23 protein-coding genes are annotated in these 23,546 nt (G+C 63.9%); 13 read left to right on the forward strand and 10 right to left on the reverse strand.

All coding sequences use genetic code 11. The annotated features are described in order from the left end of the window. The first annotated feature begins 35 nt into the window (after positions 1 to 35). Genes AC56PL_RS22660 through AC56PL_RS22680 form a run of 5 tightly spaced genes read left to right on the forward strand, consistent with a single transcriptional unit; the run spans position 36 to position 3,844 of the window. Entirely contained in the window at positions 36 to 320 is a 285-nt protein-coding gene (locus tag AC56PL_RS22660) for a hypothetical protein (protein WP_497155206.1), read from the forward strand. Continuing rightward, positions 317 to 1,258: an ABC transporter ATP-binding protein gene (locus AC56PL_RS22665; protein ID WP_497155207.1), complete on the forward strand. Its 942-nt coding sequence runs from the start codon at positions 317 to 319 to the stop codon at positions 1,256 to 1,258. The genes AC56PL_RS22660 and AC56PL_RS22665 overlap by 4 nt, the downstream gene beginning before the upstream one ends. Continuing rightward, positions 1,255 to 2,073 (forward strand): ABC transporter permease, encoded by an 819-nt coding sequence (locus AC56PL_RS22670; protein WP_497155208.1) that lies wholly within the window; start codon positions 1,255 to 1,257, stop codon positions 2,071 to 2,073. The genes AC56PL_RS22665 and AC56PL_RS22670 overlap by 4 nt, the downstream gene beginning before the upstream one ends. Beyond that, positions 2,013 to 3,227, forward strand: a complete 1,215-nt coding sequence (locus AC56PL_RS22675) for a sensor histidine kinase (protein ID WP_497155209.1) — start codon at positions 2,013 to 2,015, stop codon at positions 3,225 to 3,227. Before AC56PL_RS22670 ends, AC56PL_RS22675 begins: the two co-directional genes overlap by 61 nt. Continuing rightward, positions 3,224 to 3,844: a response regulator gene (locus AC56PL_RS22680; RefSeq protein WP_495517863.1), complete on the forward strand. Its 621-nt coding sequence runs from the start codon at positions 3,224 to 3,226 to the stop codon at positions 3,842 to 3,844. Before AC56PL_RS22675 ends, AC56PL_RS22680 begins: the two co-directional genes overlap by 4 nt. 43 nt (positions 3,845 to 3,887) lie before the next feature. Here the strand turns inward: AC56PL_RS22680 and AC56PL_RS22685 are convergent, their stop codons facing one another. Both AC56PL_RS22685 and AC56PL_RS22690 read right to left on the reverse strand, forming a co-directional pair. Next, positions 3,888 to 5,261, reverse strand: coding sequence for an aspartate aminotransferase family protein (locus tag AC56PL_RS22685; protein ID WP_495517862.1), 1,374 nt, complete (start codon positions 5,259 to 5,261; stop codon positions 3,888 to 3,890). Beyond that, on the reverse strand, positions 5,258 to 5,719 hold the full coding sequence (locus tag AC56PL_RS22690) for an Lrp/AsnC family transcriptional regulator (protein WP_482138426.1): 462 nt from the start codon (positions 5,717 to 5,719) through the stop codon (positions 5,258 to 5,260). Before AC56PL_RS22690 ends, AC56PL_RS22685 begins: the two co-directional genes overlap by 4 nt. A gap of 190 nt (positions 5,720 to 5,909) precedes the next feature. Between AC56PL_RS22690 and AC56PL_RS22695 the strand changes: the two genes are divergently transcribed. Both AC56PL_RS22695 and AC56PL_RS22700 read left to right on the forward strand, forming a co-directional pair. Next, the gene (locus AC56PL_RS22695; RefSeq protein WP_497155210.1) at positions 5,910 to 7,403 is read left to right on the forward strand and encodes a gamma-aminobutyraldehyde dehydrogenase; all 1,494 of its coding nucleotides are present in this window, start codon (positions 5,910 to 5,912) and stop codon (positions 7,401 to 7,403) included. Positions 7,404 to 7,459: 56 nt separating this feature from the next. Beyond that, positions 7,460 to 8,836, forward strand: a complete 1,377-nt coding sequence (locus AC56PL_RS22700; protein WP_497155313.1) for an NAD(P)/FAD-dependent oxidoreductase — start codon at positions 7,460 to 7,462, stop codon at positions 8,834 to 8,836. An 83-nt stretch (positions 8,837 to 8,919) separates the two neighbouring features. Here the strand turns inward: AC56PL_RS22700 and AC56PL_RS22705 are convergent, their stop codons facing one another. From AC56PL_RS22705 to AC56PL_RS22720, 4 genes are all read right to left on the reverse strand, one after another. Further along, positions 8,920 to 9,786 carry a universal stress protein gene (locus AC56PL_RS22705; RefSeq protein WP_497155211.1) on the reverse strand — a complete coding sequence of 289 codons (867 nt, stop codon included), beginning with the start codon at positions 9,784 to 9,786 and terminating at the stop codon, positions 8,920 to 8,922. 60 nt (positions 9,787 to 9,846) lie between these two features. After that, positions 9,847 to 11,364, reverse strand: a complete 1,518-nt coding sequence (locus tag AC56PL_RS22710) for an amino acid permease (RefSeq protein ID WP_495517859.1) — start codon at positions 11,362 to 11,364, stop codon at positions 9,847 to 9,849. A gap of 193 nt (positions 11,365 to 11,557) precedes the next feature. Then, entirely contained in the window at positions 11,558 to 12,433 is an 876-nt protein-coding gene (locus AC56PL_RS22715; protein ID WP_497155212.1) for an SDR family NAD(P)-dependent oxidoreductase, read from the reverse strand. Between the two features lie 18 nt (positions 12,434 to 12,451). Next, complete coding sequence (locus tag AC56PL_RS22720; protein ID WP_495517857.1) at positions 12,452 to 13,099, reverse strand: TetR/AcrR family transcriptional regulator C-terminal domain-containing protein; 648 nt, start codon at positions 13,097 to 13,099, stop codon at positions 12,452 to 12,454. Between the two features lie 112 nt (positions 13,100 to 13,211). Here AC56PL_RS22720 and AC56PL_RS22725 point away from each other — a divergent pair, with 112 nt between their 5' ends. Genes AC56PL_RS22725 through AC56PL_RS22735 form a run of 3 tightly spaced genes read left to right on the forward strand, consistent with a single transcriptional unit; the run spans position 13,212 to position 16,922 of the window. Continuing rightward, positions 13,212 to 14,561 carry a hypothetical protein gene (locus AC56PL_RS22725; protein ID WP_497155213.1) on the forward strand — a complete coding sequence of 450 codons (1,350 nt, stop codon included), beginning with the start codon at positions 13,212 to 13,214 and terminating at the stop codon, positions 14,559 to 14,561. After that, on the forward strand, positions 14,558 to 15,985 hold the full coding sequence (locus AC56PL_RS22730; protein ID WP_495517855.1) for an acyl-CoA reductase: 1,428 nt from the start codon (positions 14,558 to 14,560) through the stop codon (positions 15,983 to 15,985). Before AC56PL_RS22725 ends, AC56PL_RS22730 begins: the two co-directional genes overlap by 4 nt. A gap of 16 nt (positions 15,986 to 16,001) precedes the next feature. Then, a complete protein-coding gene (locus tag AC56PL_RS22735; protein WP_497155214.1) occupies positions 16,002 to 16,922 on the forward strand; it encodes an HpcH/HpaI aldolase/citrate lyase family protein in 921 nt (306 codons plus the stop codon). A gap of 78 nt (positions 16,923 to 17,000) precedes the next feature. Here AC56PL_RS22735 and AC56PL_RS22740 read toward each other — a convergent pair whose 3' ends face one another. Genes AC56PL_RS22740 through sdhC form a run of 4 tightly spaced genes read right to left on the reverse strand, consistent with a single transcriptional unit; the run spans position 17,001 to position 20,439 of the window. Beyond that, positions 17,001 to 17,786, reverse strand: a complete 786-nt coding sequence (locus tag AC56PL_RS22740) for a succinate dehydrogenase iron-sulfur subunit (RefSeq protein ID WP_495517853.1) — start codon at positions 17,784 to 17,786, stop codon at positions 17,001 to 17,003. Beyond that, positions 17,786 to 19,540, reverse strand: coding sequence for a succinate dehydrogenase flavoprotein subunit (sdhA, locus tag AC56PL_RS22745; protein WP_495517852.1), 1,755 nt, complete (start codon positions 19,538 to 19,540; stop codon positions 17,786 to 17,788). Before sdhA ends, AC56PL_RS22740 begins: the two co-directional genes overlap by 1 nt. 28 nt (positions 19,541 to 19,568) lie before the next feature. After that, a complete protein-coding gene (locus tag AC56PL_RS22750) occupies positions 19,569 to 20,021 on the reverse strand; it encodes a succinate dehydrogenase hydrophobic membrane anchor subunit (protein WP_482138449.1) in 453 nt (150 codons plus the stop codon). A gap of 13 nt (positions 20,022 to 20,034) precedes the next feature. After that, positions 20,035 to 20,439 (reverse strand): succinate dehydrogenase, cytochrome b556 subunit, encoded by a 405-nt coding sequence (gene sdhC, locus AC56PL_RS22755; protein WP_495517851.1) that lies wholly within the window; start codon positions 20,437 to 20,439, stop codon positions 20,035 to 20,037. A gap of 224 nt (positions 20,440 to 20,663) precedes the next feature. Here sdhC and AC56PL_RS22760 point away from each other — a divergent pair, with 224 nt between their 5' ends. Genes AC56PL_RS22760 through AC56PL_RS22770 form a run of 3 tightly spaced genes read left to right on the forward strand, consistent with a single transcriptional unit; the run spans position 20,664 to position 23,498 of the window. Continuing rightward, positions 20,664 to 21,086 carry a cytidine deaminase gene (locus tag AC56PL_RS22760; RefSeq protein WP_497155215.1) on the forward strand — a complete coding sequence of 141 codons (423 nt, stop codon included), beginning with the start codon at positions 20,664 to 20,666 and terminating at the stop codon, positions 21,084 to 21,086. Beyond that, on the forward strand, positions 21,073 to 22,386 hold the full coding sequence (locus AC56PL_RS22765; RefSeq protein ID WP_497155216.1) for a thymidine phosphorylase: 1,314 nt from the start codon (positions 21,073 to 21,075) through the stop codon (positions 22,384 to 22,386). Before AC56PL_RS22760 ends, AC56PL_RS22765 begins: the two co-directional genes overlap by 14 nt. Continuing rightward, positions 22,383 to 23,498, forward strand: coding sequence for an adenosine deaminase (locus tag AC56PL_RS22770; protein WP_495517848.1), 1,116 nt, complete (start codon positions 22,383 to 22,385; stop codon positions 23,496 to 23,498). The genes AC56PL_RS22765 and AC56PL_RS22770 overlap by 4 nt, the downstream gene beginning before the upstream one ends. Positions 23,499 to 23,546: the final 48 nt, after the last annotated feature.

Consider the following 23,546-nt stretch of genomic DNA (forward strand, 5'->3'; position numbering starts at 1 on the left):
GGTGACGACAGTCGATGTGGATGAGCCTTGAAGGCATGCACACAACACATCACAACTACAACCACCGTCCACCTGACCATCGCGAAACAGACTCGCAAGCAACATTTTTCGGCAATCTGATGAAAGATGCGCTTCGCATCGGTCCGGCGCCCACCCGTGGGCGCGAACTCGCGGTGGCCGGATTCACGATCATCCTGCTCGCCGTCGTGATCGGTCTCACCGCGCCCGATGCGGTCTTCTCGCTGATCGCGGCGGTGGTCGCTTCGGCAACCATCGCAATCAGGTGGGTCGTTGGCAGCCGGAAATGGGGGCAACGATGAATGCAGTGATCACCGCCCGCGGGTTGCGCCGGGTCTATGGCCAGGGTGACGACGCGTTTGAGGCGGTCAGGGGCATCGATCTCGATGTCGCAGAGGGCGAGGTCTTTGCGTTGCTCGGCACCAACGGTGCCGGTAAGACGTCGACCTTCGACGTGCTGGAAGGACTTGCCGCACCGTCTGCCGGTGAGGTCGAGGTCTTCGGTCTCGACCCACGACGGGACCGCAAGTTGGTCCGCCCGCAGGTGGGCATCATGTTGCAGTCCGGTGGTCTGCCTGCCGAATTGACCGTCGCCGAGACATTGGAGATGTGGCGCGGCACCTGCTCGAATCCGACCACCGTGGACGAAGTCCTGGCGCAGGTCAACCTCACAGACCGCGCCCATGTGCGCGTCGGAGCGTTGTCCGGCGGTGAAAGGCGCCGGGTCGACCTCGCCTGTGCGTTGTTGGGGCAGCCCCGGTTGTTGTTCCTCGATGAACCGACCACCGGTCTCGATCCGGAAAGTCGTCGCGCCACATGGCGTTTGCTGGCCGATCTCAAGGCGTCCGGGGTCACGATGGTCCTGACGACCCACTACCTCGACGAGGCCGAAGCGCTCGCCGACCGGATTGCGATCATGCACAAGGGTCAGATCGCCCGCCGCGGAACACTTCGCGACATCGTCGACGAGCATCCGGCGCGAATTGTCTTCGACCACCCCGGGCCTGCCCTGCCGCCACTACTCGGCGCGCGGGTCGATGCCGGCGCTCGGGTGACCGCGTACACGCATGATCTGCAGGGCCACCTTTCGGAACTGCTGGCCTGGGCCGGTGCCCGCGGCGTGCAGCTCGGTGGCCTGGAAGCCCGCGCCGCATCGTTGGAGTCGGTATTCCTCGACATCGCCGCCGACCCGGCCGACACCTCGGCGTCCACCCCCGACATGATCGGAGCACCCCGATGACCATCACAACCGCATCCACTGCGCTCGGCTACGGCCGGCGCCCACTGAGTGCTCTGGCGAAGGCCGAGTACCGGCAGTTCGTCCGCAACAAAACCCTTGTCGTGCTGGGAACGGTGTTCCCGGTGGCCCTCCCACTGGCGACCTTCTTCATCGCCCGCAACGAATCCGGTGCCACGGCGGAGGTCTCGACCACGGGCCTGGAGATGTTCGCGTTGATGGCATTTCTGTTCGTGCAGTACTACTCGGTGCTGTCGATGGTCACCACCCGCCGTGGGGAAGGAGTGTTGAAGCGGCTGCGAACGGGTGAGGCAGCGGACTGGCAGATCCAGACGGCCCCGGCCGTACCCGGTGCCATCCTCACCGTGATCGGTGGTGTGATCGTCTCCGGGGTGATCTACGGCGCCGGTGCGCCCGCGCCCGTCAATCCGATCGCACTGATCGTTGCGATGGCAGGCGGAATCATCGTCTTCTCGCTGCTCGGACTGGCGACGAGTGCGGTCACCAAAAACGCGGAGGCAGCGCAGATCACATCTTTACCGGTGATGATGATCGCGATGGTCGGCCTTGAATCGATCCGTGACATCCTTCCCGATCGCCTCGGCGACGTGGTCTCGTGGACACCGTTTGCAGCCCTGTCCGACCTGATCTCCCTCGGTACGGCCGGCCTGTCTGCCACCGCAGGCGAGTTCGACGCACCGCTCGATTTCGCGGGCACGTTCGCCGAGATGGCACAACCACTTGCAACACTGGGTATATGGACCGCGTTGGCGCTGGCAATCGTCGCAACAAGCTTCCGCTGGGACGACCGCGGATGACACCGATGGCGTCCTGGTGGCGTGAGCTGTCGGGGCCTGCGAAGTTCCGGCTCTACAGCCGGCTCACGCTCCAGAGCGCCATCGCCGGGGTGATGGTCGTTTCGGCGGTCACCACCGCCGACGTTCCGTGGTCGGCAGCGGCCATTGTCATCTCCGGGGCCGCAGCGCTTCTCGCCCTGCAGACCCAACCCGATCTGACGGCCTGGACCAATGCCGCACTGCGGCGATGGGCACTGCCGGTGGGGGCGGTGGTACTGGTCGTGGTCTGGCTGTTCTGCGCCCTGGTGGCCAATCTGGCCACCGACGAATCCGACCTGGACGCCGCACGTACGGCGGGCATCTTTGCCGCACTACTGCCGATGCTGTCTATCGTTCCGTTTCTGCGGGGCAGGTGGTGGTTCGTCCTCGGCGTGAGTATCGCCACCGGCGCAGTTTTCGGGACGTCTGCGGTCGTGGGGCTCCGGTTGGCCGCGGTCACGTTCTTCATCGGTGGGTTCCTCGTCGCCACCACGTTGTTGACGATGTGGGGTCTGGAAGTGGTCGATGAGCTGGAGCGCGCCAAGTCCGTCGAGGCCCGGTTGCAGGTTGCCGAAGAGCGTTTGCGTTTCGCCAGGGACCTGCACGATGTGGTCGGCCGCGGATTCTCCGCCATCGCCGTCAAAAGTGAACTCGCCGCGACACTCTCACGGGCCGGAGCCGGGGACCGGGCAGCCGCCGAGATGGACGAGGTGAAGGTGCTCGCCGTCGAATCGATGGACACGATGCGCGATCTGGTGCGTGGCTACCGCGACATCAACCTCGACGGTGAGGTCGCGGGCGCCCGCTCACTCCTGGCCGCGGCGGGCTGCCGGCTCGTCGTCGAGGGCGATCCGGCCAAGGTGCCTGCACGTTTCCATGAGGTGGCGGCCTGGGTGGTCAGAGAGGGAACAACCAACATCGTCAAACACTCGGCTGCGACGTCGGCGACTCTCTCGATCGGTGCGGCGGGAATGTCTCTGCGTAACAACGGCACCCGCGAGGAAACCGTGGACGATGGCCGCGGGCACTCGGGTCTCCGTGGCCTGTCGGAGCGTCTGGCACACGTCGGCTCCGGACTCGAGGCCACCACGAGCGGAGAGATGTTCATGCTCGAAATACAGTGGGAGAAAAAGTGATTCCAGTCCTGTTGGCCGACGACGAAACGCTCATCCGCACCGCGATGGCCGCCATGCTCGACCTCGAAGACGATCTCGATGTCGTCGCGAACGTCGGGTCGGGCGAAGAACTGGTCACCATGTGGCAACAACGCCTGGCCGACGGCCAACCGGTTGCCGTCGCCGTCATCGATCTGCAGATGCCCGGGATCGACGGCATCGACACCGCCACCGAACTTCTCGCGCTGACTCCGGGTGCCGGCATCCTGATCGTCACCAGTCACGGACGGCCCGGCTACCTCAAACGTGCTCTCACCGCGGGAGTGCGGGGCTTTCTGCCCAAGACATCCTCGGCTGCCACCCTCGCCGAAGTCATCCGCACCGTCGACGGCGGTGGCCGGCACGTCGATCCACAGTTGGCCGCCGAAGCGATCAGTGCCGGCGACACCGTACTGACCGCACGCGAAGCCGACGTCCTCGAGTTCGCCATCGATGGTTCCTCGGTGGACGAGATCGCCACGCGCGCACACCTGTCGGTCGGCACCACGCGTAACTACCTGTCATCGGCGATGTCGAAGCTCGGTGCCTCGAACCGGTATGAGGCAGCCCTCAAGGCCCGCAATCTCGGATGGATCTGAAGCGCCGGGCCGGCCATGTCCGGCCGGTCCCGGCGGCGTGAACTCAGATCTTTGTGTAGGCCTCGGTCAGTACCGATCGCAGGATCTGTTCCATCTCGTCGAACTCGGCCTGCCCGCAGGTGAGCGGGGGAGCGAGTTGGACCACCGGATCACCCCGGTCGTCGGCGCGGCAATAGAGTCCGGCGTCGAACAATGCGGTGGAAAGGAAATTGCGCAGGACCCGCTCGGACTCGTCCGGCGTGAACGTCTCCTTGGTGGCCTTGTCCTTCACCAATTCGATGCCGTAGAAGTAACCTTCGCCGCGGACATCGCCGACGATCGGTAGGTCATTCAATCGTTCCAGCGTTCGCCGGAAGTCCGGTGCGAGTTGCTTGACCCGGTCGTTGAGGCCCTCGCGCTCGAAGATGTCGAGGTTGGCCAACGCGACGGCCGCCGAAACCGGGTGTCCGCCAAAGGTGTAACCGTGGGCAAACGATGTGGCGTTGTCGTTGAAGGGTTCGAAGAGTCGATCGGTGGCGATCATCGCGCCGATCGGGGAGTAACCCGAGGTCATGCCCTTCGCGCAGGTGATGATGTCGGGGACATAGTCGAAGTCGGTGCAGGCGAACATCGATCCGATCCGGCCGAACGCGCAGATCACCTCGTCGGAGACCAGCAACACGTCGTGCTTGTCGCAGATCTCCCGAACCCGCTGGAAGTATCCGGGCGGCGGCGGGAAGCAGCCGCCGGCATTCTGCACCGGTTCGAGGAAGACCGCGGCAACCGTGTCGGGTCCCTCGAACTCGATGGCCTCTTCGATGCGGTTGGCGGCCCAGAGGCCGAATTCCTTGGGGTCGTCGCCGTGTTCACCGGCGCGGTAGATGTTGGTGTTCGGAACCCGGAACGCTCCTGGCGTGAGTGGTTCGAAGGCTTCCTTGAGCGCCGGGATACCGGTGATCGCCAGCGCGCCCTGCGGAGTGCCGTGGTAGGCGATCGACCGCGAGATGACCTTGTGCTTGCCGGGTTTTCCGGTCAGCTTGAAGTACTGCTTCGCGAGTTTCCATGCGCTTTCCACGGCCTCGCCACCACCGGTGGTGAAGAAGACCCGGTTGAGGTCGCCGGGCGCGTAGTTCGCCAGCCGTTCGGCCAATTCGATGGCGGGTGGTGTCGCGTATGACCACAGGGGGAAGAAGGCGAGTTCCTTGGCCTGCTTCGCCGCGGCCTCGGCGAGCTCGACGCGGCCGTGGCCGGCCTGCACCACAAACAGTCCCGACAGGCCGTCGAGGTAGCTGCGGCCGCGGTCGTCGAAGATCCGGACGCCCTCGCCGCGGGTGATGACCGGTGGTGTTGTCGTGTTGCCGTGCCTGGAGAAGTGGCCCCACAGGTGGCGTGCCGAGCGGTCGCCAAGGGTGGTGGTGTTGTTCTCGACTGCGGTCATCGGGTACCCCAATTGTATTGTTGTTTGACCAATTTCAGGTAGACCAGGGTCTCTGTCCCGGTCACGCCAGGCTGCGATCGCACCTTCTTGTTCAGTACCTCGAGGAGATGTTCGTCGTTCTCGCAGACCACTTCGATGACCACATCGAATGATCCGGCGGTCAGGACCACGTAGTCGATCTCCTCGACCTCCGCAAGTGCTTCGCCCAGTGCCGCGGTGTCTCCGGTGCAACGGATGCCGATCATCGCCTGGCGGGCAAAACCCACCTGCATCGGATCGGTCACCGCCACGATCTGGAGGACACCTGCCTCACCCAGGCGCTGAACCCGGTTGCGCACCGCCGCTTCCGAGAGCCCCACTGCTTTGCCCACCGAGGCATATGAGCGTCGGCCGTCGGCCTGCAGCTCCTCGATGATCTTTTTGGAGATGTTGTCTAGGACTATTGGCTGCTCGGTCATGGCTCCGATTCTTCTCGATGCACTGGCCGGTTCGATCGTTGCATCCCACATGCTACGGAATCCGCAATAATTCGCAACCTAAACAGAGGGAATTCGTCGTCTAATGCCACTATCCATCGCGAAATGCGCAGTATCTCGGTATGGTGGCCATCAGATACCCATTGACGACGACGGCCCGCGAGGACTGAATATGACCAACAGTTCAACAACTTTTGCCGCCGGCTGGGTGAACGGACGTGCGCAGTCCGGTGCCGGACGCGTTCACGATGTCATCGATCCGGCGACCGGCGCAGTCGTCGCGTCCACGATGTTGGCCACGGCCGCAGATGTGGACAAGGCGGTCGACGTCGCACGAAATGCGCTGGGAGAGTGGTCAAGCGCAACGCCGGCCGAGCGAAGCACCGCGCTGTGGTCGTTGGCGTCGGCGATGTCGAAGGCCGCCGATGACCTCGCTGCGGAAGAGGTCGCTCAGACCGGAAAACCGATTCGCCTGGCCACCGAGTTCGATGTTCCGGGTTCGGTGGACAACGTCGAGTTCTTCGCAGGCCTGGCCCGCAATCTCGAAGGCAAGGCCAGCGCCGAGTATTCGGGCGACCACACGTCGTCGATCCGTCGGGAGGCGGTCGGTGTGGTCGGCTCCATCACGCCATGGAACTACCCGTTGCAGATGGCGGTGTGGAAGGTGATCCCGGCGCTGGCCGCCGGATGCACGGTGGTGCTCAAACCGGCGGAGCTGACCCCGTTGACCACATTGACGCTGGCCAGGCTCGCCACCGAAGCAGGTATCCCGGACGGCGTTTTCAACGTGCTCACCGGGACCGGCGCGGAAGTCGGCGCTGCGATAGCCGGTCATGCCGGGGTGGACATCGTCACCTTCACCGGGTCCACCGGGGTCGGCAGGCAGGTGATGTCGCAGGCTGCGGCCAATGGCACCAGGGTCCAACTCGAACTCGGCGGCAAGGCACCGTTTGTGGTGTTCGACGATGCCGACCTCGAGGCGGCGATCCACGGAGCGGTTGCGGGTGCGTTGATCAACTCCGGCCAGGACTGCACCGCGGCGACCAGAGCCATCGTTGCCCGCCCGCTGTACGACGATTTTGTCGCCGGTGTCGCCGAACTCATGTCGAAGGTGCGCGTCGGCAATCCTTGCGATCCGGCCACCGACATGGGCTCGCTGATCTCGTTCGGTCACCGCGACAAGGTGGGTGCGATGGTCGAACGCGCACGGGTGTCCGGGATCCGGGTTGTCACCGGTGGCCGCGCACCCGAGGGCCCCGGCGCCTTCTATGAGCCGACTCTGCTCGCCGATGTACCCGAAGACGCCGAGGTGTATCGCGACGAGATCTTCGGACCGGTCCTGGCGGTCAGTGCTTTTGACGACGACGACGATGCGCTCCGGATGGCCAATGACACCGTGTACGGTCTGGCGGCATCGGCGTGGACACGAGATGTGTATCGCGCGCAGCGGGCGTCTCGCGAAATCCGTGCCGGATGTGTGTGGATCAACGACCACCTCCCGATCATCAGCGAGATGCCGCACGGCGGTGTCGGGGCGTCGGGCTTCGGAAAAGATATGTCCACGTATTCGCTCGACGAATATCTCACCATCAAACACGTGATGAGTGACATCACAGGAGTACCGCACAAGCCATGGCACCGAACGATTTTCACGCTGCCGCAGTGAGCGGCTCAGGGTCACGGAGCGATTGGGCACTCGAGCCCACCGCTCGCGGAACGGCGATGGTCGCGGGCGCGACCCCGGCCCCCTACTGGCTCGACCGGCCACTGCGACCCGCGGCGAGACCGCGTCTGGCCGGGCGACACAGCGCGGATCTTGTTGTCGTGGGAGGCGGATTCACCGGTTTGTGGGCCGCCGTCCAAGCGGCCGAGGCGAATCCGCAGCGATCTGTCGTCCTGCTCGAAGGTGACCGGATCGCCGAGGGTGCCTCCGGGCGCAACGGCGGATTCTGCTCGGCCAGCCTGACCCACGGGCTCGTCAACGGCATGGAGAGGTACGAAGACGAACTGCCGGACCTGCTCCGGATGGGGGTGCAGACCCTCGACGCGATCGCCGATGCGATCACCAGGCTGGGAATCGATGCGGACGTCGAGCGCACCGGGGAACTCAATCTGGCGAGTTTCGACTGGCAGGTCCCCGGACTCGAAGAGGTTGTGGAGCAAGGACATCGGCTCGACCAGCCGCTGCGCTTCCTCGACGGTGACGAGCTCGCCAAACATTTGAACAGCCCGATGGCCCACGGCGCCATGTACGACCCGGACGTGATGATCATCGACCCGGCGAAGCTGGCCTGGGGGCTGGCTGGGGCGGCCGAGCGCCTCGGGGTCCGGGTCTTCGAGCACAGCGAGGTGACGTCGCTGGCGTCGGTGGGCGACCGGGTGACCGTGGCGACGGGATACGGCAGTGTGGACGCAGCGCGGGTGGTCGTGGCCACGTCGGCGTCGAAGCCGTTGCGCCGCAAGCTCGGCTATCTGATGGTGCCCGTGTGGGATTACGCCATCATGACCGAACCGCTGACCGACAAACAGCTGTCCGCGATCGGGTGGTCCGGACGTCAGGGGCTGGCCGATTCCGGCAATCGCTTCCACTACTTCCGGCTCACGGCCGACAACCGGATCCTGTTCGGTGGCTGGGATGCGTTCTACTACTACGGCGGTGACACCGATCCCCGTCGCGCGCAGAAGCCGAGTGAATTCGGTCTGCTCGCAGAGCATCTGCTGCAGGTGTTCCCACAACTCGAAGGCATCACCGCGACCCACACGTGGGGCGGTGTCATCGACACGTGTTCGCGGTTCAACAACTTCTGGGATGTCAGCATGGGCGGCAAGGTCGTCTCGGTGCTGGGATTCACCGGGCTCGGTGTGGGCGCGTCGCACTTCGGTGCTGCGGCCGCGCTCGACCTCGTCGACGGCCGCGACACCGAACGCACCCGCCTGAAGATGGTGCAGTCCACGCCGATTCCTTTTCCGCCGGAGCCGTTGCGGTGGTTCGGGATCACCGTGACCCGTCGTGAGTTCGCCCGCGCCGATCGAAATCAGGGTCGACGCGGACTGTGGCTACGGGCGATGGACGCCGTCGGCCTGGGTTTCGATTCCTGACCCCCGCCTCCGCACCCCGATGATGTGCCCTTATTGCGACCATTTCCCCAGGTGGGCACCGCAAAAAGGGCACATCATCGGGGTCAGGGGGTGAAGCCCTTGGGTACCACGACGATGGGTGCGTCAGTGTTCTTGAGGATGCGCGCCGACATCGACCCCAGAAATGCCCGGCGTGGCGGTGCCAGGTGTCCGGAACCGATGACGACGACGTCGCCGCGCGACCAGCGCAGTTGCTCGAGTGCCTCTTCGACCGTATTACCATCGGCGACAAGGGATTCGATCTTGACGGCGTCGCCACAACTCTTCTTGGCGAGTTCCAGATTGGCAGTCGCCTGGGCGACGTGTCGCTGCCGGACAGCCATCGACTCCTCATCCTCGCCGTGTAGGTCGTCGTGCGAGACCAGCGAGAGAAGTCGCAGATTCAGGCCGGCCTTCTTCGCGAGATCAAGGGCAAAGGGCAGGGGACTGTCTTTTGATTCCGAGGTGGGGATGGCAACAGTGAGCGTGGGGATGACCGGACGCTCGAGGCGGGTGTAGCCACGGGGCGCGAGGGCGACCGGCACCGGTGATGCATGGGTCAGTGCCGACGAGATACTGCCGAGTGTGTGCTTGCCCAGGATGCCGTCGCTGGTGCCGCCGACCACGATCATTGCCGCATGGCTGTGCACCGCAAAGTCGATGAGCGCCTGCGGAAATGACTCCGCCACCGGCGTGTGCAGGGCGACCTCGATGTCGTCGGGGATGTCGGCGGCGACTTCTTCGAGCCACTTCTGTGCCTTGTTGACCAGTGCTTCCTGGAAGGAGGCCCGGCCCGGGGTGCCGTCGGGTTCGACCTCCCGAACGACACACACCAGATCGATTGCGGCGCCGGTTGTCTTGGCGATGGCGATCGCCAGATTGACGCCGTCGTCGCCGGTGTCGGTGTAGAGGTAACCCACTGTCAGTCTCATCGGCTGGTACTCGCTTCCGTGGATGCCGTTGTGGTGCACAGGGACCGGGCGGCGCTGCAATCAGTAGACATCGGGAACCTTGACCTCGGTCTTGGCATTGAGTGTCTTGCCTTTCCAGAAATCCTTCGGACCGAACGCAAAGCACAGCAGCATCAACGGGATACCGAGCACCAGCATGCCGACGCCCATGATGAACACGCCACCGACACCACCCACTGAGGTGGAACCGTAGTCGGCCGCGTACATGTCGAAGGCACTTTGGAAGAAGGCCCAGGTCATCGCGAGGGCGCCGATGAGCGGGAAGATGCCGCGGAAGAAGAGATTGCGGGCCGATTGCAGCAACGTCCGCCGGAAGTACCAGACACAGGCGAACGCGGTGATCCCGTAGTAGAACGCCACGGCAAGGCCGAGGGAGGAGATGGAGTCTCCGAGTGTGTCTTCGCTGACCAGGGAGAGGACCAGGTAGAACATCAGCGCCGAGGCGCCCATGACGGCCGTGCCGAAGGCCGGGGTCATGTACCGGGGGTGGATGGTGGCGAATCGTTTCGGGATCGCGCCGTACACGGCCATCGACAACGTTCCACGAGCGGTGGGGAGAATCGTCGACTGGGTCGACGAGAGCGCCGAGATGGATACCGTCAGCAGCAACAGCGATGCCATGATCGACCCGGCCACGGGATCGCCGAGAATGGTCAGGACGTCGTCGGCGTTGTCCGGGTTGTTCAAACCGATCCCGTCCTCGCCGAATCCGGCAAACGACTGGATCGCGTAGGCGACCAGAACGTAGGTGCACACCAAGATGATCGTGGTGATGACCGCGGCGCGACCGGGGGTCTTGGCGGAATCCTTGGTTTCCTCACCGACCGCGAGGCAGGCATCCCAGCCCCAGTAGATGAAGATGCACAGGATCACCGCTTCGGCGATGGAGGACGAGGTCAAACCGCTCGGCCACAGCCACGACAGGCTCGGGTTGATGGCCTGCGGACCGGCCTTGTCGAATCCCACCTTGAACAGTGCGATGACACTGGCGACGATCAGGACACCGAACTGGATGACGACGAGCACATTCTGCATGCGCTCGCTGATCAGGATGCCGCGGATGCTGACCCAGGTCATCATCACGATGAGGGCGCACCCGAGCAGGACCTTGATCCAGAGGTTCTCCGCCCACGAGTCGAGGCCAAGGAACCTCAGCAGATAGACACCGGCGATCTCGGCCACATTGGCCAGAACGATGATGGCCGACACCGCGAGTCCCCAGCCGCCGATCCAGCCGATCCATGGGCCGAATGCCTTGGTGCCCCAGGTGAATGTGGTGCCGCAGTCCGGGGTGTCTTCGCCGAGTTCCCGGTAGGCGAAGGCGATCAGCAGCATGGGGATGAAGGCCAGGACGAACATCGCCGGCGCCTTCTCGTGTACGGCTGCCACGACGAACCCGAGCGTGGCCGCGAGACTGTAGGCGGGTGCCACCGCCGAGAGTCCGATGACCACATTGCCGAAGAGTCCGAGTGTTCCGCTGCGCAGGCCCTTGTCTGGAACGGTGGGACCCGGTGCTTCCGATGCTTCCGATATGGCCATGTATGTCTCCCGACAGTGAGGGATTCGAACACGATCACAGTACGATTTTCGTGGTGTTGGCGCTGTGCAACGACGGATTTGTTTCCAAATCAGTAACATTTCGACTAAATCGGTTGTTTGCACGCTATCCGACGGCCGGATTCGGGCATGAATGGGGGAGGGGACTGTTTCCTCAACCTGAACCGCGCCAGATTCAGATACCCAAGGTGGCCAGTAGTTTTTCGCTCTCGGTCCACAGGCGGGCGGCTGCGGCGTCGTCGAGTGCGGCCGCGGTGGGTTGCTCTTCGCGATTGCGATGGAAGTAACGTCCGCCGTTGCGTCCACCTTCCGGGGCGGTGGCCAGCCAGCGGAGTGTTTCGGCGGGTTCGTCGGGCGTGACGGTGACGGCGGTGGCCATGTGCGCCTGCATGTACTCGTCGCCGTGCGAGGCGAAATTGCTGGCGACCACACCTGGGTGCATGACCTGGGCGACGATCCCATCGGCGGCCACGCGACGCGACAGTTCGCGGGTGAACAAGATGTTGGCTAGTTTGGCCTGCCCGTATGCTGCCGCGGAGCGAAATTTGGTGAGGCTTTGCATGTCGTCCCAGTCGATGCCGCGGCTCATCTTGTGGGCATTCGACGACACCGCGACCACTCGTGTCGAACCGGGTTCCGAATCGACGGCGTTCGCCAGGAGTAGTGGCATCAGGTCCCTCGTAAGCACGAAGGGAGCGAGATGGTTGGCGGCGAAGGTGGCCTCGGTGCCCTCGGTGGTGACCGTCCGCTGATCCCGCACACCGCCGGCGTTGTTGATGAGCACTTGGACTCGGGGCGTGAGGTCGGCGATCCGGGCGGCGACCTGTTGAACCTCTGCCATCAGGTCGAAATCGCCGCGCAGCATGATGAATCTGCCGCCATCACAGACGGATTCGACGATCTCGGACTCGGCTTCCGCGCAGCGCCGGGGGTCGCGGCCGACCCCGATCACCTGCCAGCCCATCGCCACCAATATGGCTGCGGTCGACTTACCGATCCCCGAGCTGGCTCCGGTGACGACGGCGACCGGACTGTTTCCGTCGAATTCCATGGTTGTCTCCTCGTGTCGTCATCGTGGTCGCAGGCCGTTGAGTAGTAGGTCGATCGTGAAGTGGACCTGCGTGTCGAGCTCGGTCGGGGTCGGTTCTCGGCCGTTGACAATCGCGCGCACCCAGCCACCGATCACCAGAGACATGAACGCCCGAGCGGCGCGGTCGCAGTCGGTCGGGGCGATCTGCCCGGCGCTGACCGCGCGGTCGAACAAGCCGGCGACGAACTCGATCACCGGTTTGGCGCTTTGCTGGTAGTTCGATGCGAACAGCTTGGGGAACCGGTAGCTCTCGGTGTTGATGATGCGTTGCAGCCGAACACCGTTGGGTGTCATCACCTGGCGGATGCGCAGCCGGGCGATCGTCTCGAGGGTTTCGGCCAGGTCGCCTTTGTCGGCCTCTGCGAGTGTGTCAGGAGGTACGACCTGCCGTTCGATGGCCCGCTGCGTGGCGGCGTGGAACAACGAGGCCTTGTCGGGGTGGCGCGCGTAGACGGTGCGTTTGGTCATGTGGACTCTGGCGGCAATCATCTCGATCGTCGCGAGCTCGTATCCGTGCTCGAGGAACAGATCGAGCGCGGCATCGAGTAGCTGTTCATGGCGGGCCTGCGCCTGCTCGCGGGTGGGGCGGCCTGCCCCACGGTGAACTGATGAATCCGGGTTCGCCATCGCATCCTCGCCGAAGTTGCCTCTTGCGCTCTGACATCGAGTACAGGTACGAATGATACGCATAAGGTGCCATTAATGGAACCGGCTCGACCACAATTGAAAGGTTGACCACGTGACTTCAGCCACCGAGAGGCTGGTGAGTTTGGTCGATGCGGAGGACCGCTTCGACCATTCGCCCGCCGAGCTGCTCCCGATCCAGATCGAAGCGCTCGAGGAGCAATTCCAGGAACGCAAAGATCGCATCAAACTGCTCGGTCACCGAGCCCGCGAGGCCGGCATCACCGAAGTTCGCAGCCGCGAGGACATGGTGGCGTTGCTGTTTCCGCACACCGCGTACAAGAGCTATCCCGAGAGCTTCCTGATCGAGGAGAAGTGGGACCGCCTCGGCAAATGGCTCGGGACGGTCTCCCCGCATCCCATCATCCCGATCGAGACCGCAGACATCGGCGACATCGACGAGTGGATCGGTCGCCTCGCGGCTGCCGGGCACTACGTGTCCTGCTCCAGCGGCACCACCGGAAAATCGGCGATGTTGCCGGCCAGCGACAAAGACATGGCGTGGTCGCGGATGGACACGGTCAACGTCTTCTCGTGGGGTTCGGGCGTCAAACCGGCCGCGGACCGGCGGATCATGGGGTTGGCGCCCACGGCGTCGGTCCCCAAGAACGAGGTCATCGCGGAGGCTCAGCTCGCGGCATTCGGTGATCCGGCCCTGGAGCGGTTCCGGTTGCCGATCCCACCGATCACAGTCGGTTCGCTGACCCAGATGGTGGTGCTGCGCAAGAAGATCGCCGATGGCACCGCCCGACCCGATGAACTGGCGGACTTCGAGCGGACCTCGCTGGAGCGTCAGGAGGGCCTCGACAAGGCGATGATCCGCGGCGCAGAGGCGCTCATCGAGTATCGCCACGAAAAGCTCTACCTCGCGGGGATGTGGAACTCGCTGTACCAGCTGGCGAAGCTGGTTCGCGACATGGGCTACTCCGCGAAGGACTTTCATCCCGACAACTGCATCTACGTCGGTGGCGGACTCAAGCGGGCGCAGCTGCCACCGGACTATCAGGAGTTCGTCCACCAAACCTTCAACATCCCGGCCAGCCGGGATTTCCAGAATTACTCCATGCAGGAGCTCAACTCCGGAATGCCCAAATGCCAAGCCGGGGAGCGCTATCACGTACCGCCGTGGATTGTGCCCTTCGTCCTCGACGAATCCGGGGAGGCCCTGCTTCCGCACGAGACCGGTGAGATCGAGGGGCGCGCAGCTTTCTTCGACCTTTCGCTCGACGGTCGTTGGGGTGGCGTCATCACCGGCGACAAGATCTCGCTCGACTTCAGTCCCTGCGCCTGCGGCTCCAAGGGCGCATCGATCCGCGACAACATCGCCCGCTACGCGGATATCAAGGGCGACGACAAGATCGGCTGTGCCGGCACCGTCGACGCATATGTGAGAGGTCTGTCATGACAACGATCGACACCGACCGGGCAGTGGACCACACCACGGTCTCGGCGCCGTTCTTCCTGCGGGGAGAACTGTTCGAGGGCCAGGAGGTCTCGCACCGTTCCCGCGATCTAGGGGTCACGTTCACCACTCCACGCATCGCGATGGACAAGGTGGTGCACCCGCGCACCGAGCTGCCACCCCTGCTCAACGTGCCGCTCGCCGAGATCATCGACTTCCTTGTCGAGACCGGTCAGCGCATCAATGATCCCGGGAATCCCTTTGTGCAGGACTGCATCGACCGGATGGCCTCCACGCACGTCCTGCCGCGCGCAGTGCTGCAGGCGCAGGTCCAAGGCGCAGCCGCCTATCTCGACAAGCGGGTGCTCGAGGCCGTCGTGGAGCAGAACTTCCCGGACCCCAAAGCGCTCGACGAATGGGTTCCGAAGGGGGACTTCACCGGTCGCAAGAGTTTTGTCCGCGCCTTCGCGCCGCGTCTGGTTCATGTGCTGCCCGGCAACTCGCCCGGTGTCGCCGTGAAGTCCATTGCCCAGGGCGCGATGGTCAAGGCTGTCAACCTGTTCAAGATGTCATCGAGTGATCCGTTCACCACCGTCGCGATCCTGCGGACCATGGCAGAGATCGATCCGGACCACGCGATCGTGAAGTCGATGTCGGCGGTCTACTGGCGCGGCGGCGACGATCAGGTGGAACGCGTCCTCTATCGCCCGCAGTATTACGACAAGATCGTGGCCTGGGGTGGCGGTGATGCGATCAACAACGTGATCAAGTACCTGGGACCGGGGTTCCAGCTGGTGTCGTTCGATCCCAAGACGTCGATCTCGATGGTCGGCAAAGAGGCGTTTGCCTCTGATGAGTCGCTCGACCTCGCTGCCGAGTTGGCTGCCACCGACGTCATGATCTTGAACCAGGAAGCGTGCGTGGCCAGCCGCTTTGTACATGTCGAGGCGAACCAGGAGGACGCCGACCGATTCTGTGAACGCCTCCACGCGCGGATCGTCGCGAAGGCAGCAGATTCCGGGGATCGTCGGCCGTTGGAGATGGACCTGCGCGAACAGGTCGACACCTTGATGATGCTCGACGACGAGTTCCGGGTGTGGGGCAAAACCGACGGCACCGGTCTGGTGATCCGTTCGGACGAGCCGGTCGACTTCCATCCGATCAACAAGACCGCCAACGTGGTGCGGGTCGACTCCCTCGACGACGCGATGAAGTACGTCAACGTGGCGACTCAGACCGTGGGCTTCTACCCGTTCGACCGAATGTGCGACTACCGCGACCAGCTCGCCAGCGGCGGCGCACAACGGATCGTTCATCTGGGTGAGGCGGGGCCGAGCACGATCGGCAATCCGCACGATGCGATGTACCCGTTACATCGCCTGGTGCACTGGATGGCCCATGAGGATGGCGTCGACGACGGTCGGTAGGGGATCATGTTCTTTTGTGAACGCCTCTAAGATTCCTGTCACCACTGTCGACCCCGACGACGTCGGCTCGCGCATCGATCCGGTGCTGGCCCGAAGTTGGCTCCTGGTCAACGGTTTGCAGAATGAACGCTTCCAACCGGCCGTGCATTCGCGTGCCGACATCGTTGTCCTCGACATCGAGGATGCGGTGGCACCGAAGGACAAGGTCGCCGCCCGCGACCACGTCGTCCGGTGGCTTGCCGGTGGCAACCGCGACTGGGTGCGGGTGAACGGATTCGGCACCCAGTGGTGGGCCGATGATCTGGCCGCACTGAGTGAGGTCAAGGTCGGTGGCGTGATGCTGGCGATGGTCGAGTCGGTGGACCACGTCACCGAAACCGCGAAGCGACTGCCGGGTGTGCCGATCGTGGCCTTGGTCGAGACCGCACGTGGTCTGGAACGGATCAGCGAGATCGCCTCGGCCAAGGGCACATTCCGTCTCGCCTTCGGGATCGGCGACTTCCGCCGCGACACCGGATTCGGTGATCAGCCCGCGACCCTGGCGTATGCCAGGTCGCGTTTCACCATCGCGGCCAAGGCGGCGCACCTGCCGAGTGCGATCGACGGACCGACCGTCGGTTCATCGGCGCTCAAACTCAGCGAGGCCACCGCGGTCAGCGCGGAGTTCGGCATGACCGGAAAGATCTGTCTGACACCGGATCAGTGCGCCGCGGTCAACGAGGGACTGTCTCCGTCGCACGAAGAGGTCGCGTGGGCGCTGGAGTTCTTCGCCGAGTACGAGCGCGACGGGGGAGAGATCCGCAACGGATCAGATCTGCCCCGTATCGCCCGTGGCACCAAGATCCTGGATCTGGCCCGTGCCTACGGCATCGAGTTCAACCAGGAGTACGACGACCCGGACCACATGCCGGCACCGTCGGACACCTACCACTACTGATCGCCAGGCCGAACGCAAAAATGGTCGCCGCCCTCGAAAGGGCGGCGACCATTTTGTTGTCAGATCAGATCAGTGCGATCAGCGTGCAAACATCAACGCGCGCTTGACTTCCTGGATCGCCTGGGTCACCTGGATGCCACGAGGGCAGGCGTCGGTGCAGTTGAAGGTGGTGCGGCAGCGCCACACACCGTCGACGTCGTTGAGGATGTCGAGGCGTTCGGCGGCACCTTCGTCACGGCTGTCGAAGATGAACCGGTGCGCATTGACGATCGCGGCCGGACCGAAGTAGCTGCCTTCGTTCCAGTACACCGGGCAACTCGTGGTGCAGCAGGCACACAGGATGCACTTGGTGGTGTCGTCGAAGCGGGCGCGGTCGGCCTGGCTCTGGATGCGCTCACGGGTCGGCTCGTTGCCACTGGTCATCAAGAACGGCTTCACGGCGCGGAAAGCGTCGAAGAACGGTTCCATGTCGACGACGAGATCTTTCTCGACGGGCAGGCCCTTGATGGGCTCGACCGTGATGGTGATCTCCTTGGACTTGTCCTTGGGGAGCATGTCCTTCATCAGCAGCTTGCAGGCGAGCCGGTTGACGCCGTTGATCCGCATGGCATCACTGCCGCAGACGCCGTGGGCGCACGAGCGACGGAACGTGAGGGTGCCGTCGAGGTAGCCCTTCACGTACAGCAGGAGGTTGAGAAGGCGGTCGGTCGGCAGAGCCGGGACCCGGAAGCTCTCGAAGCCCTGGGCGTCAGGATCTTCCGGGTTGAACCGGCTGATCTTGAGCGTGACCATGGTCGCCTCTTCAGGGACCGGAGGCAACGGCGGATCGTCGTGCCGGACAGCGGTATCGGTTGTGGCAGTCATCAGTACTTCCGCTCCATCGGTTCGTAGCGGGTCTGGACCACGGGCTTGTAGTCCAATTCAATCGGGGCGATCAGTCCGTCGCCCTTCTTGTAGGCCATCGTGTGCTGCATGTAGTTGACGTCGTCACGGGTCGGGTAGTCCTCGCGCGCATGCCCGCCACGGGTTTCCTTGCGGTTCAGCGCACCGACCACGGTGACCTCGGCCATTTCGAGCAGGAAGCCCAGCTCGATGGCCTCGAGCAGGTCGCTGTTGAAGCGCTTGCCCTTGTCGTGCACGCGGATGCTGTTGTAACGCTCCTTGAAGCCGTGGATGTCGTTCAAGACCTTGGTGAGCGTCGCGTCGGTGCGGAACACCGATGCGTTCGCGTCCATCGTGGCCTGCAGTTCGGAGCGAATGTCCGCGACGCGCTCGTGTCCGTGCTCGGACAGGATCGTCTCGAGCCAGCCATCGACCATGGCGGTCGGTGCCTCGGGGAGAGGGGTGAACTCGGTGGACAGCGCGTACTCGGCGGCAGCGATGCCGGCGCGGCGGCCGAACACGTTGATGTCGAGCAGCGAGTTGGTGCCGAGACGGTTGGCGCCGTGGACCGAGACGCAGGCACATTCGCCTGCGGCGTACAGACCGTGGACGATCTCGTCGTTGTTGCGCAGCACCTCACCGTTGATCTTGGTGGGGATACCGCCCATGACGTAGTGGCAGGTGGGGAACACCGGCACGTACTCGGTGACCGGGTCGACGCCGAGGTAGGTACGGGCGAACTCGGTGATGTCCGGGAGCTTCTCGTTGAGGACGTCCTCGCCGAGGTGGGTCACGTCGATGTAGACGTAATCCTTGTTCGGTCCGGCGCCGCGGCCCTCGAGGACCTCCAGCACCATCGACCGGGCGACGATGTCGCGGGGCGCGAGGTCCTTGATGGTCGGGGCGTAACGCTCCATGAAGCGTTCACCGTCGACGTTGCGGAGGATTCCGCCTTCACCGCGGACGGCTTCGGAGATCAGGATGCCGAGGCCGGCCAGACCCGTCGGGTGGAACTGGTGGAACTCCATGTCCTCGAGCGGCAGGCCCTTGCGGAAGACGATGCCCATGCCGTCACCGGTGAGGGTGTGGGCGTTGGACGTGGTCTTGTACATCCGGCCCGACCCGCCGGTGGCGAAGACGATCGACTTGGCGTGGAAGACGTGGATCTCACCGGTGGCGAGTTCGTAGGCGACCACACCGGTGGCCACCTGCTCACCCTGCTCGTTCTCGGTGAGGCAGATGTCGAGTGCGTAGAACTCGTTGAAGAACTCGACGTCGTGCTTGACGCAGTTCTGGTACAGCGTCTGCAGGATCATGTGGCCGGTGCGGTCGGCGGCGTAGCAGGCACGGCGGACCGGGCTCTTGCCGTGATCGCGGGTGTGACCACCGAAGCGGCGCTGATCGATCTTGCCCTCAGGGGTGCGGTTGAACGGCAGCCCCATCTTCTCGAGGTCGAGCACGGCGTCGATGGCTTCTTTGGCCATGATCTCGACCGCGTCCTGGTCGGCGAGGTAATCGCCGCCCTTGACGGTGTCGAAGGTGTGCCATTCCCAGTTGTCTTCTTCGACGTTGGCCAGTGCTGCGCACATTCCACCCTGGGCCGCGCCGGTGTGGCTACGGGTCGGGTAGAGCTTCGTCAGCACTGCGGTGCGGGCGCGCGGCCCGGCCTCGATGGCCGCGCGCATCCCGGCGCCGCCGGCGCCGATGATGACTACGTCGTAACGATGTTCCTGCATGTGTTTGTTGCTCCGATTCGGGCCGGGTCTAGACGCTGTTCACGTCGAAGGTAAGCAGGGCATAGGTGCCGGTGAGCAGCACCAGGATCATCGACAGGACCAGCAGTGTGTTCAGCCAGAACCGGGTCGAGTCCTTGCGGGAGTAATCGGCGATCACGGTACGGACGCCGTTTCCTCCGTGAAGCTGGGCGAGCCACAGCATGGAGAGGTCCCAGACCTGCCAGAACGGTTCTTTCCAGCGGGCGGCGACAAACGAGGCGTCGATCCGGTGCACACCGTCGTCCCACGCCAGCATGATGAACATGTGACCGATGGTCAGAATGATCAGTGCGATACCCGAGAAGCGCATGAAGAGCCATGCGTTCTTCTCGAAGTTGCCACCCTTGGGCCGGCGCGGTGAGCGCGGGTTGTCGAGGCTGGCCGGACGATCATGGTCGGTGCCGTAGGTTTTGGCGATCCGAGGTGCTTGTGATGCGGTCATCTGCGGCGCCTTCCTAAATGTGTTCCACGAGCAGCTGCAGCAGACGTACCGTCGCTGCGCCGAAGATGATCACGAACAAGGTCAAGATCGTCCACAGCATCTGACGCTGGAACTTCGGTCCCTTGGACCAGAAGTCGACCAGGATGATCCGGACACCGTTCAACGCGTGGTACAGCACGCAGGCGACGAGTCCGATCTCCATCAGACCGATGATCGGGTTCTTGTACGTCTCGATGATCTCGGAGTATTTGTCCGGATCGATCCGGATCACTGCCGTGTCGAGAACGTGTACAAAGAGGAAGAAGAAAATGGATACGCCGGTTATCCGGTGCAGCACCCAGGACCACATGCCTGGGTCGCCCCGGTACAACGAGCGCTTGCGCACCGGTTTGGGCGCGGTCTCGGTAGGAATGCTCATCGAGAAATTGGCCTCCAACATCGTTGATGGACGCGTCGAGCGCGGTTCCGGGCTGCTCGATCGTGGACCCACGTCAAGAACCATAAACCTAAGCTGTTGTGAGAAAGAATCCTGCCCGAGTGGAGATGAGCTGCAACACATCTCGACTTAGGGTTGCCTTACCAAGGTTTTAGTGTGTAGGTGATGTCCGCTTTCGTGGGCGTCGATGGCGAAAGGGCTACCCTGTGGCACCGGAGATTGACTGGAAAGTACTGCGGGACAAGGCTGTTGAGGTAATGGGGTGGGCATATGCGCCTTATTCGGGCTATCCGGTGGGTGCGGCCGCAATAGTCGATGACGGCCGTTTTGTGACGGGTTGCAATGTGGAAAATGTCTCATATGGATTGGGCCTGTGCGCCGAGTGCACATTGGCCGGAAATCTCCACGCAACCGGTGGTGGGCGCCTGATCGCGCTCAGTTGCACGGACAGCCGGGGTGAGGTGCTGATGCCCTGCGGGCGTTGCCGACAGGTGTTGCTCGAACACGGCGGACCGCAGATGTTGATCGATCATCCGGACGGCCCGAAGTCCTTGGGCGAGTTGCTTCCGGACCATTTCGGTCCGTCCGACCTGGCCGCCGGACGGGTGTCGGGGGATGTCCGTGGCTGAGGTCTTCGACGCGGTCTCGGTGATCCGGACCAAGCGTGATGGCGGGGCGCTGAGCGATGGCCAAATCGATTGGGTGGTCAACGCCTACACCGCCGGCCTGGTGCACGACGAACAGATGTCGGCGCTGGCGATGGCGATCCTGTTGCGCGGCATGGACCGTCGTGAGATCGCCCGGTGGACCGAGGCGATGATCAACACCGGTGAGCGAATGGATTTCACGCACCTGCATCGCGGCGGTGAACCACTGGTGACCGTCGACAAACACTCGACCGGTGGGGTGGGCGACAAGATCACGTTGCCGCTGGCGCCGTTGGTGGCGTCGTATGGCATTGCGGTGCCGCAATTGTCGGGACGTGGCCTGGGTCACACCGGCGGAACGCTCGACAAACTCGAAGCCATTTCGGGATGGCGCGCAGACCTCACCAACAACAGGATCGCCGAACTACTCGAATCGGTCGGTGCCGTGGTGTGTGCGGCCGGTTCGGCGTTGGCACCTGCCGACAAGAAGCTCTACGCACTGCGCGACGTCACGGGGACGGTCGAGTCGATCCCGCTCATCGCGAGCTCCATCATGAGCAAGAAGATCGCCGAGGGCACCAGTGCGCTGGTACTCGACGTAAAGGTCGGTTCTGGTGCATTCATGAAATCCGAGAGTGATGCCCGTGAGCTCGCCCAGATCATGGTCGAGATCGGCAATGACGCGGGTGTCCGGACGTCGGCCCTGCTGACGTCGATGTCCGAGCCGCTGGGTCTGACGGCAGGCAATGCGCTCGAGGTTGCTGAATCTCTGGAGGTACTGGCCGGTGGTGGTCCACCCGATGTCGTGGAACTGACGGTGGCGCTGGCGCGCGAGATGCTGGCCGCCGGTGGCATCACCGGGGTGGACCCGGCCGAGAATCTTCGCAACGGCAAGGCGATGGACCTGTGGGAGGCGATGATCGCCGGACAGAGCGGTGATCCGAAAGCACCTCTGCCGCAGGCAGATCACCAAGAAGTCATCAGGGCCCAGGAGGCCGGGGTGATCGAGTCGATCGACGCGATGGCCGTCGGGGTGGCGGCTTGGCGGCTGGGAGCGGGCCGCGAACGGCAGGGCCAGACCGTCCAGGCCGAAGCCGGTGTGCGGTGGCACGCGGTGGCCGGGCAAACGGTTCGCGCCGGTGACCCGCTGTTCACCATGTACACGCAGACACCGGAGCGGTTCGAGGCCGGAGCTCACGCGCTCACGGGCGCGGCTGTGATCGGTTCGGCAACGCCGCACACCGGGTCCCGGGTCATCGATCGGGTTACCGTCAACTCATGACATCATCGCCGCTGGATCTGACCTCCATCGCGCTGGCCCCGAAGGTGCTGCTCCACGATCACCTCGACGGTGGCCTGCGTCCGGAAACGGTGCTCGAACTCGCCCACGAAGCCGGATACAAATCTCTTCCGGCGGACAATCACGCAGATCTCGCGACATGGTTCCGGGAGGCCGCCGACAGTGGCTCGCTTGTCCGATATCTGGAGACGTTCGAGCACACGGTGGCCGTGATGCAGACCGCCCCGGCTCTCGAACGGGTGGCTCGGGAGTGCGCCGAAGATCTCGCGGACGACGGTGTTGTCTACGCCGAGGTTCGGTTTGCGCCGGAACAGCACCTCGAGGCCGGGCTGTCGCTCGACGAGGTTGTCGAGGCGGTGTTGCGTGGCTTTGTCGACGGCACCGCGGAGGCCGCGGCTCGGGGTCGCCGGATTCAGGTTCGCACCCTCGTCACCGCGATGCGACACGCGGCGCGGTCCCGGGAGATCGCAGAGTTGGCGGTGCGATACCGGAATCAGGGTGTGGCCGGCTTCGACATCGCAGGCGCTGAGGCGGGCTACCCGCCGAGCCGTCATCTCGACGCGTTCGAATACATGCGGGCCTCGAACGCACCGTTCACCATTCATGCCGGGGAGGCCTTCGGGTTGCCGTCGATCCATGAGGCCATCAGCTTCTGTGGCGCCGATCGGCTCGGACACGGGGTCCGGGTCATCGACGACATCACGTTGCCCGAGGGGGCCGACCTCGCCGCGGACGCATTCAAGGGCGCGCAGTTGGGGGACATCGCGAACTATGTCCGCGACAAGCGGATCCCGCTGGAATTGTGCCCGAGCTCCAATGTGCAGACCGGCGCTGTGGCAAGTCTGGCCGAACACCCGTTCAATGTGCTTGCGCGACTACGGTTCCGGGTCACCGTCAACACGGACAACCGACTGATGAGCGATACCAGCATGAGCCGCGAGTGCAAGGTGCTCGTCGACCAGTTCGGCTACGGATGGTCCGACCTGGAGCGCTTCACGGTGAACGCCATGAAATCGGCGTTCATCCACTTCGACGAACGTTTGTCCATCATCGACGACGTCATCAAACCGGGCTATGCGGTCCTGATCGGCTGAACTGTCGGCTGACCTGCCCTGAAAACCGCTGAATACGGGGGCGGCGAG

The sequence above is a fragment of the Williamsia sp. Y721 genome (assembly GCF_059683565.1).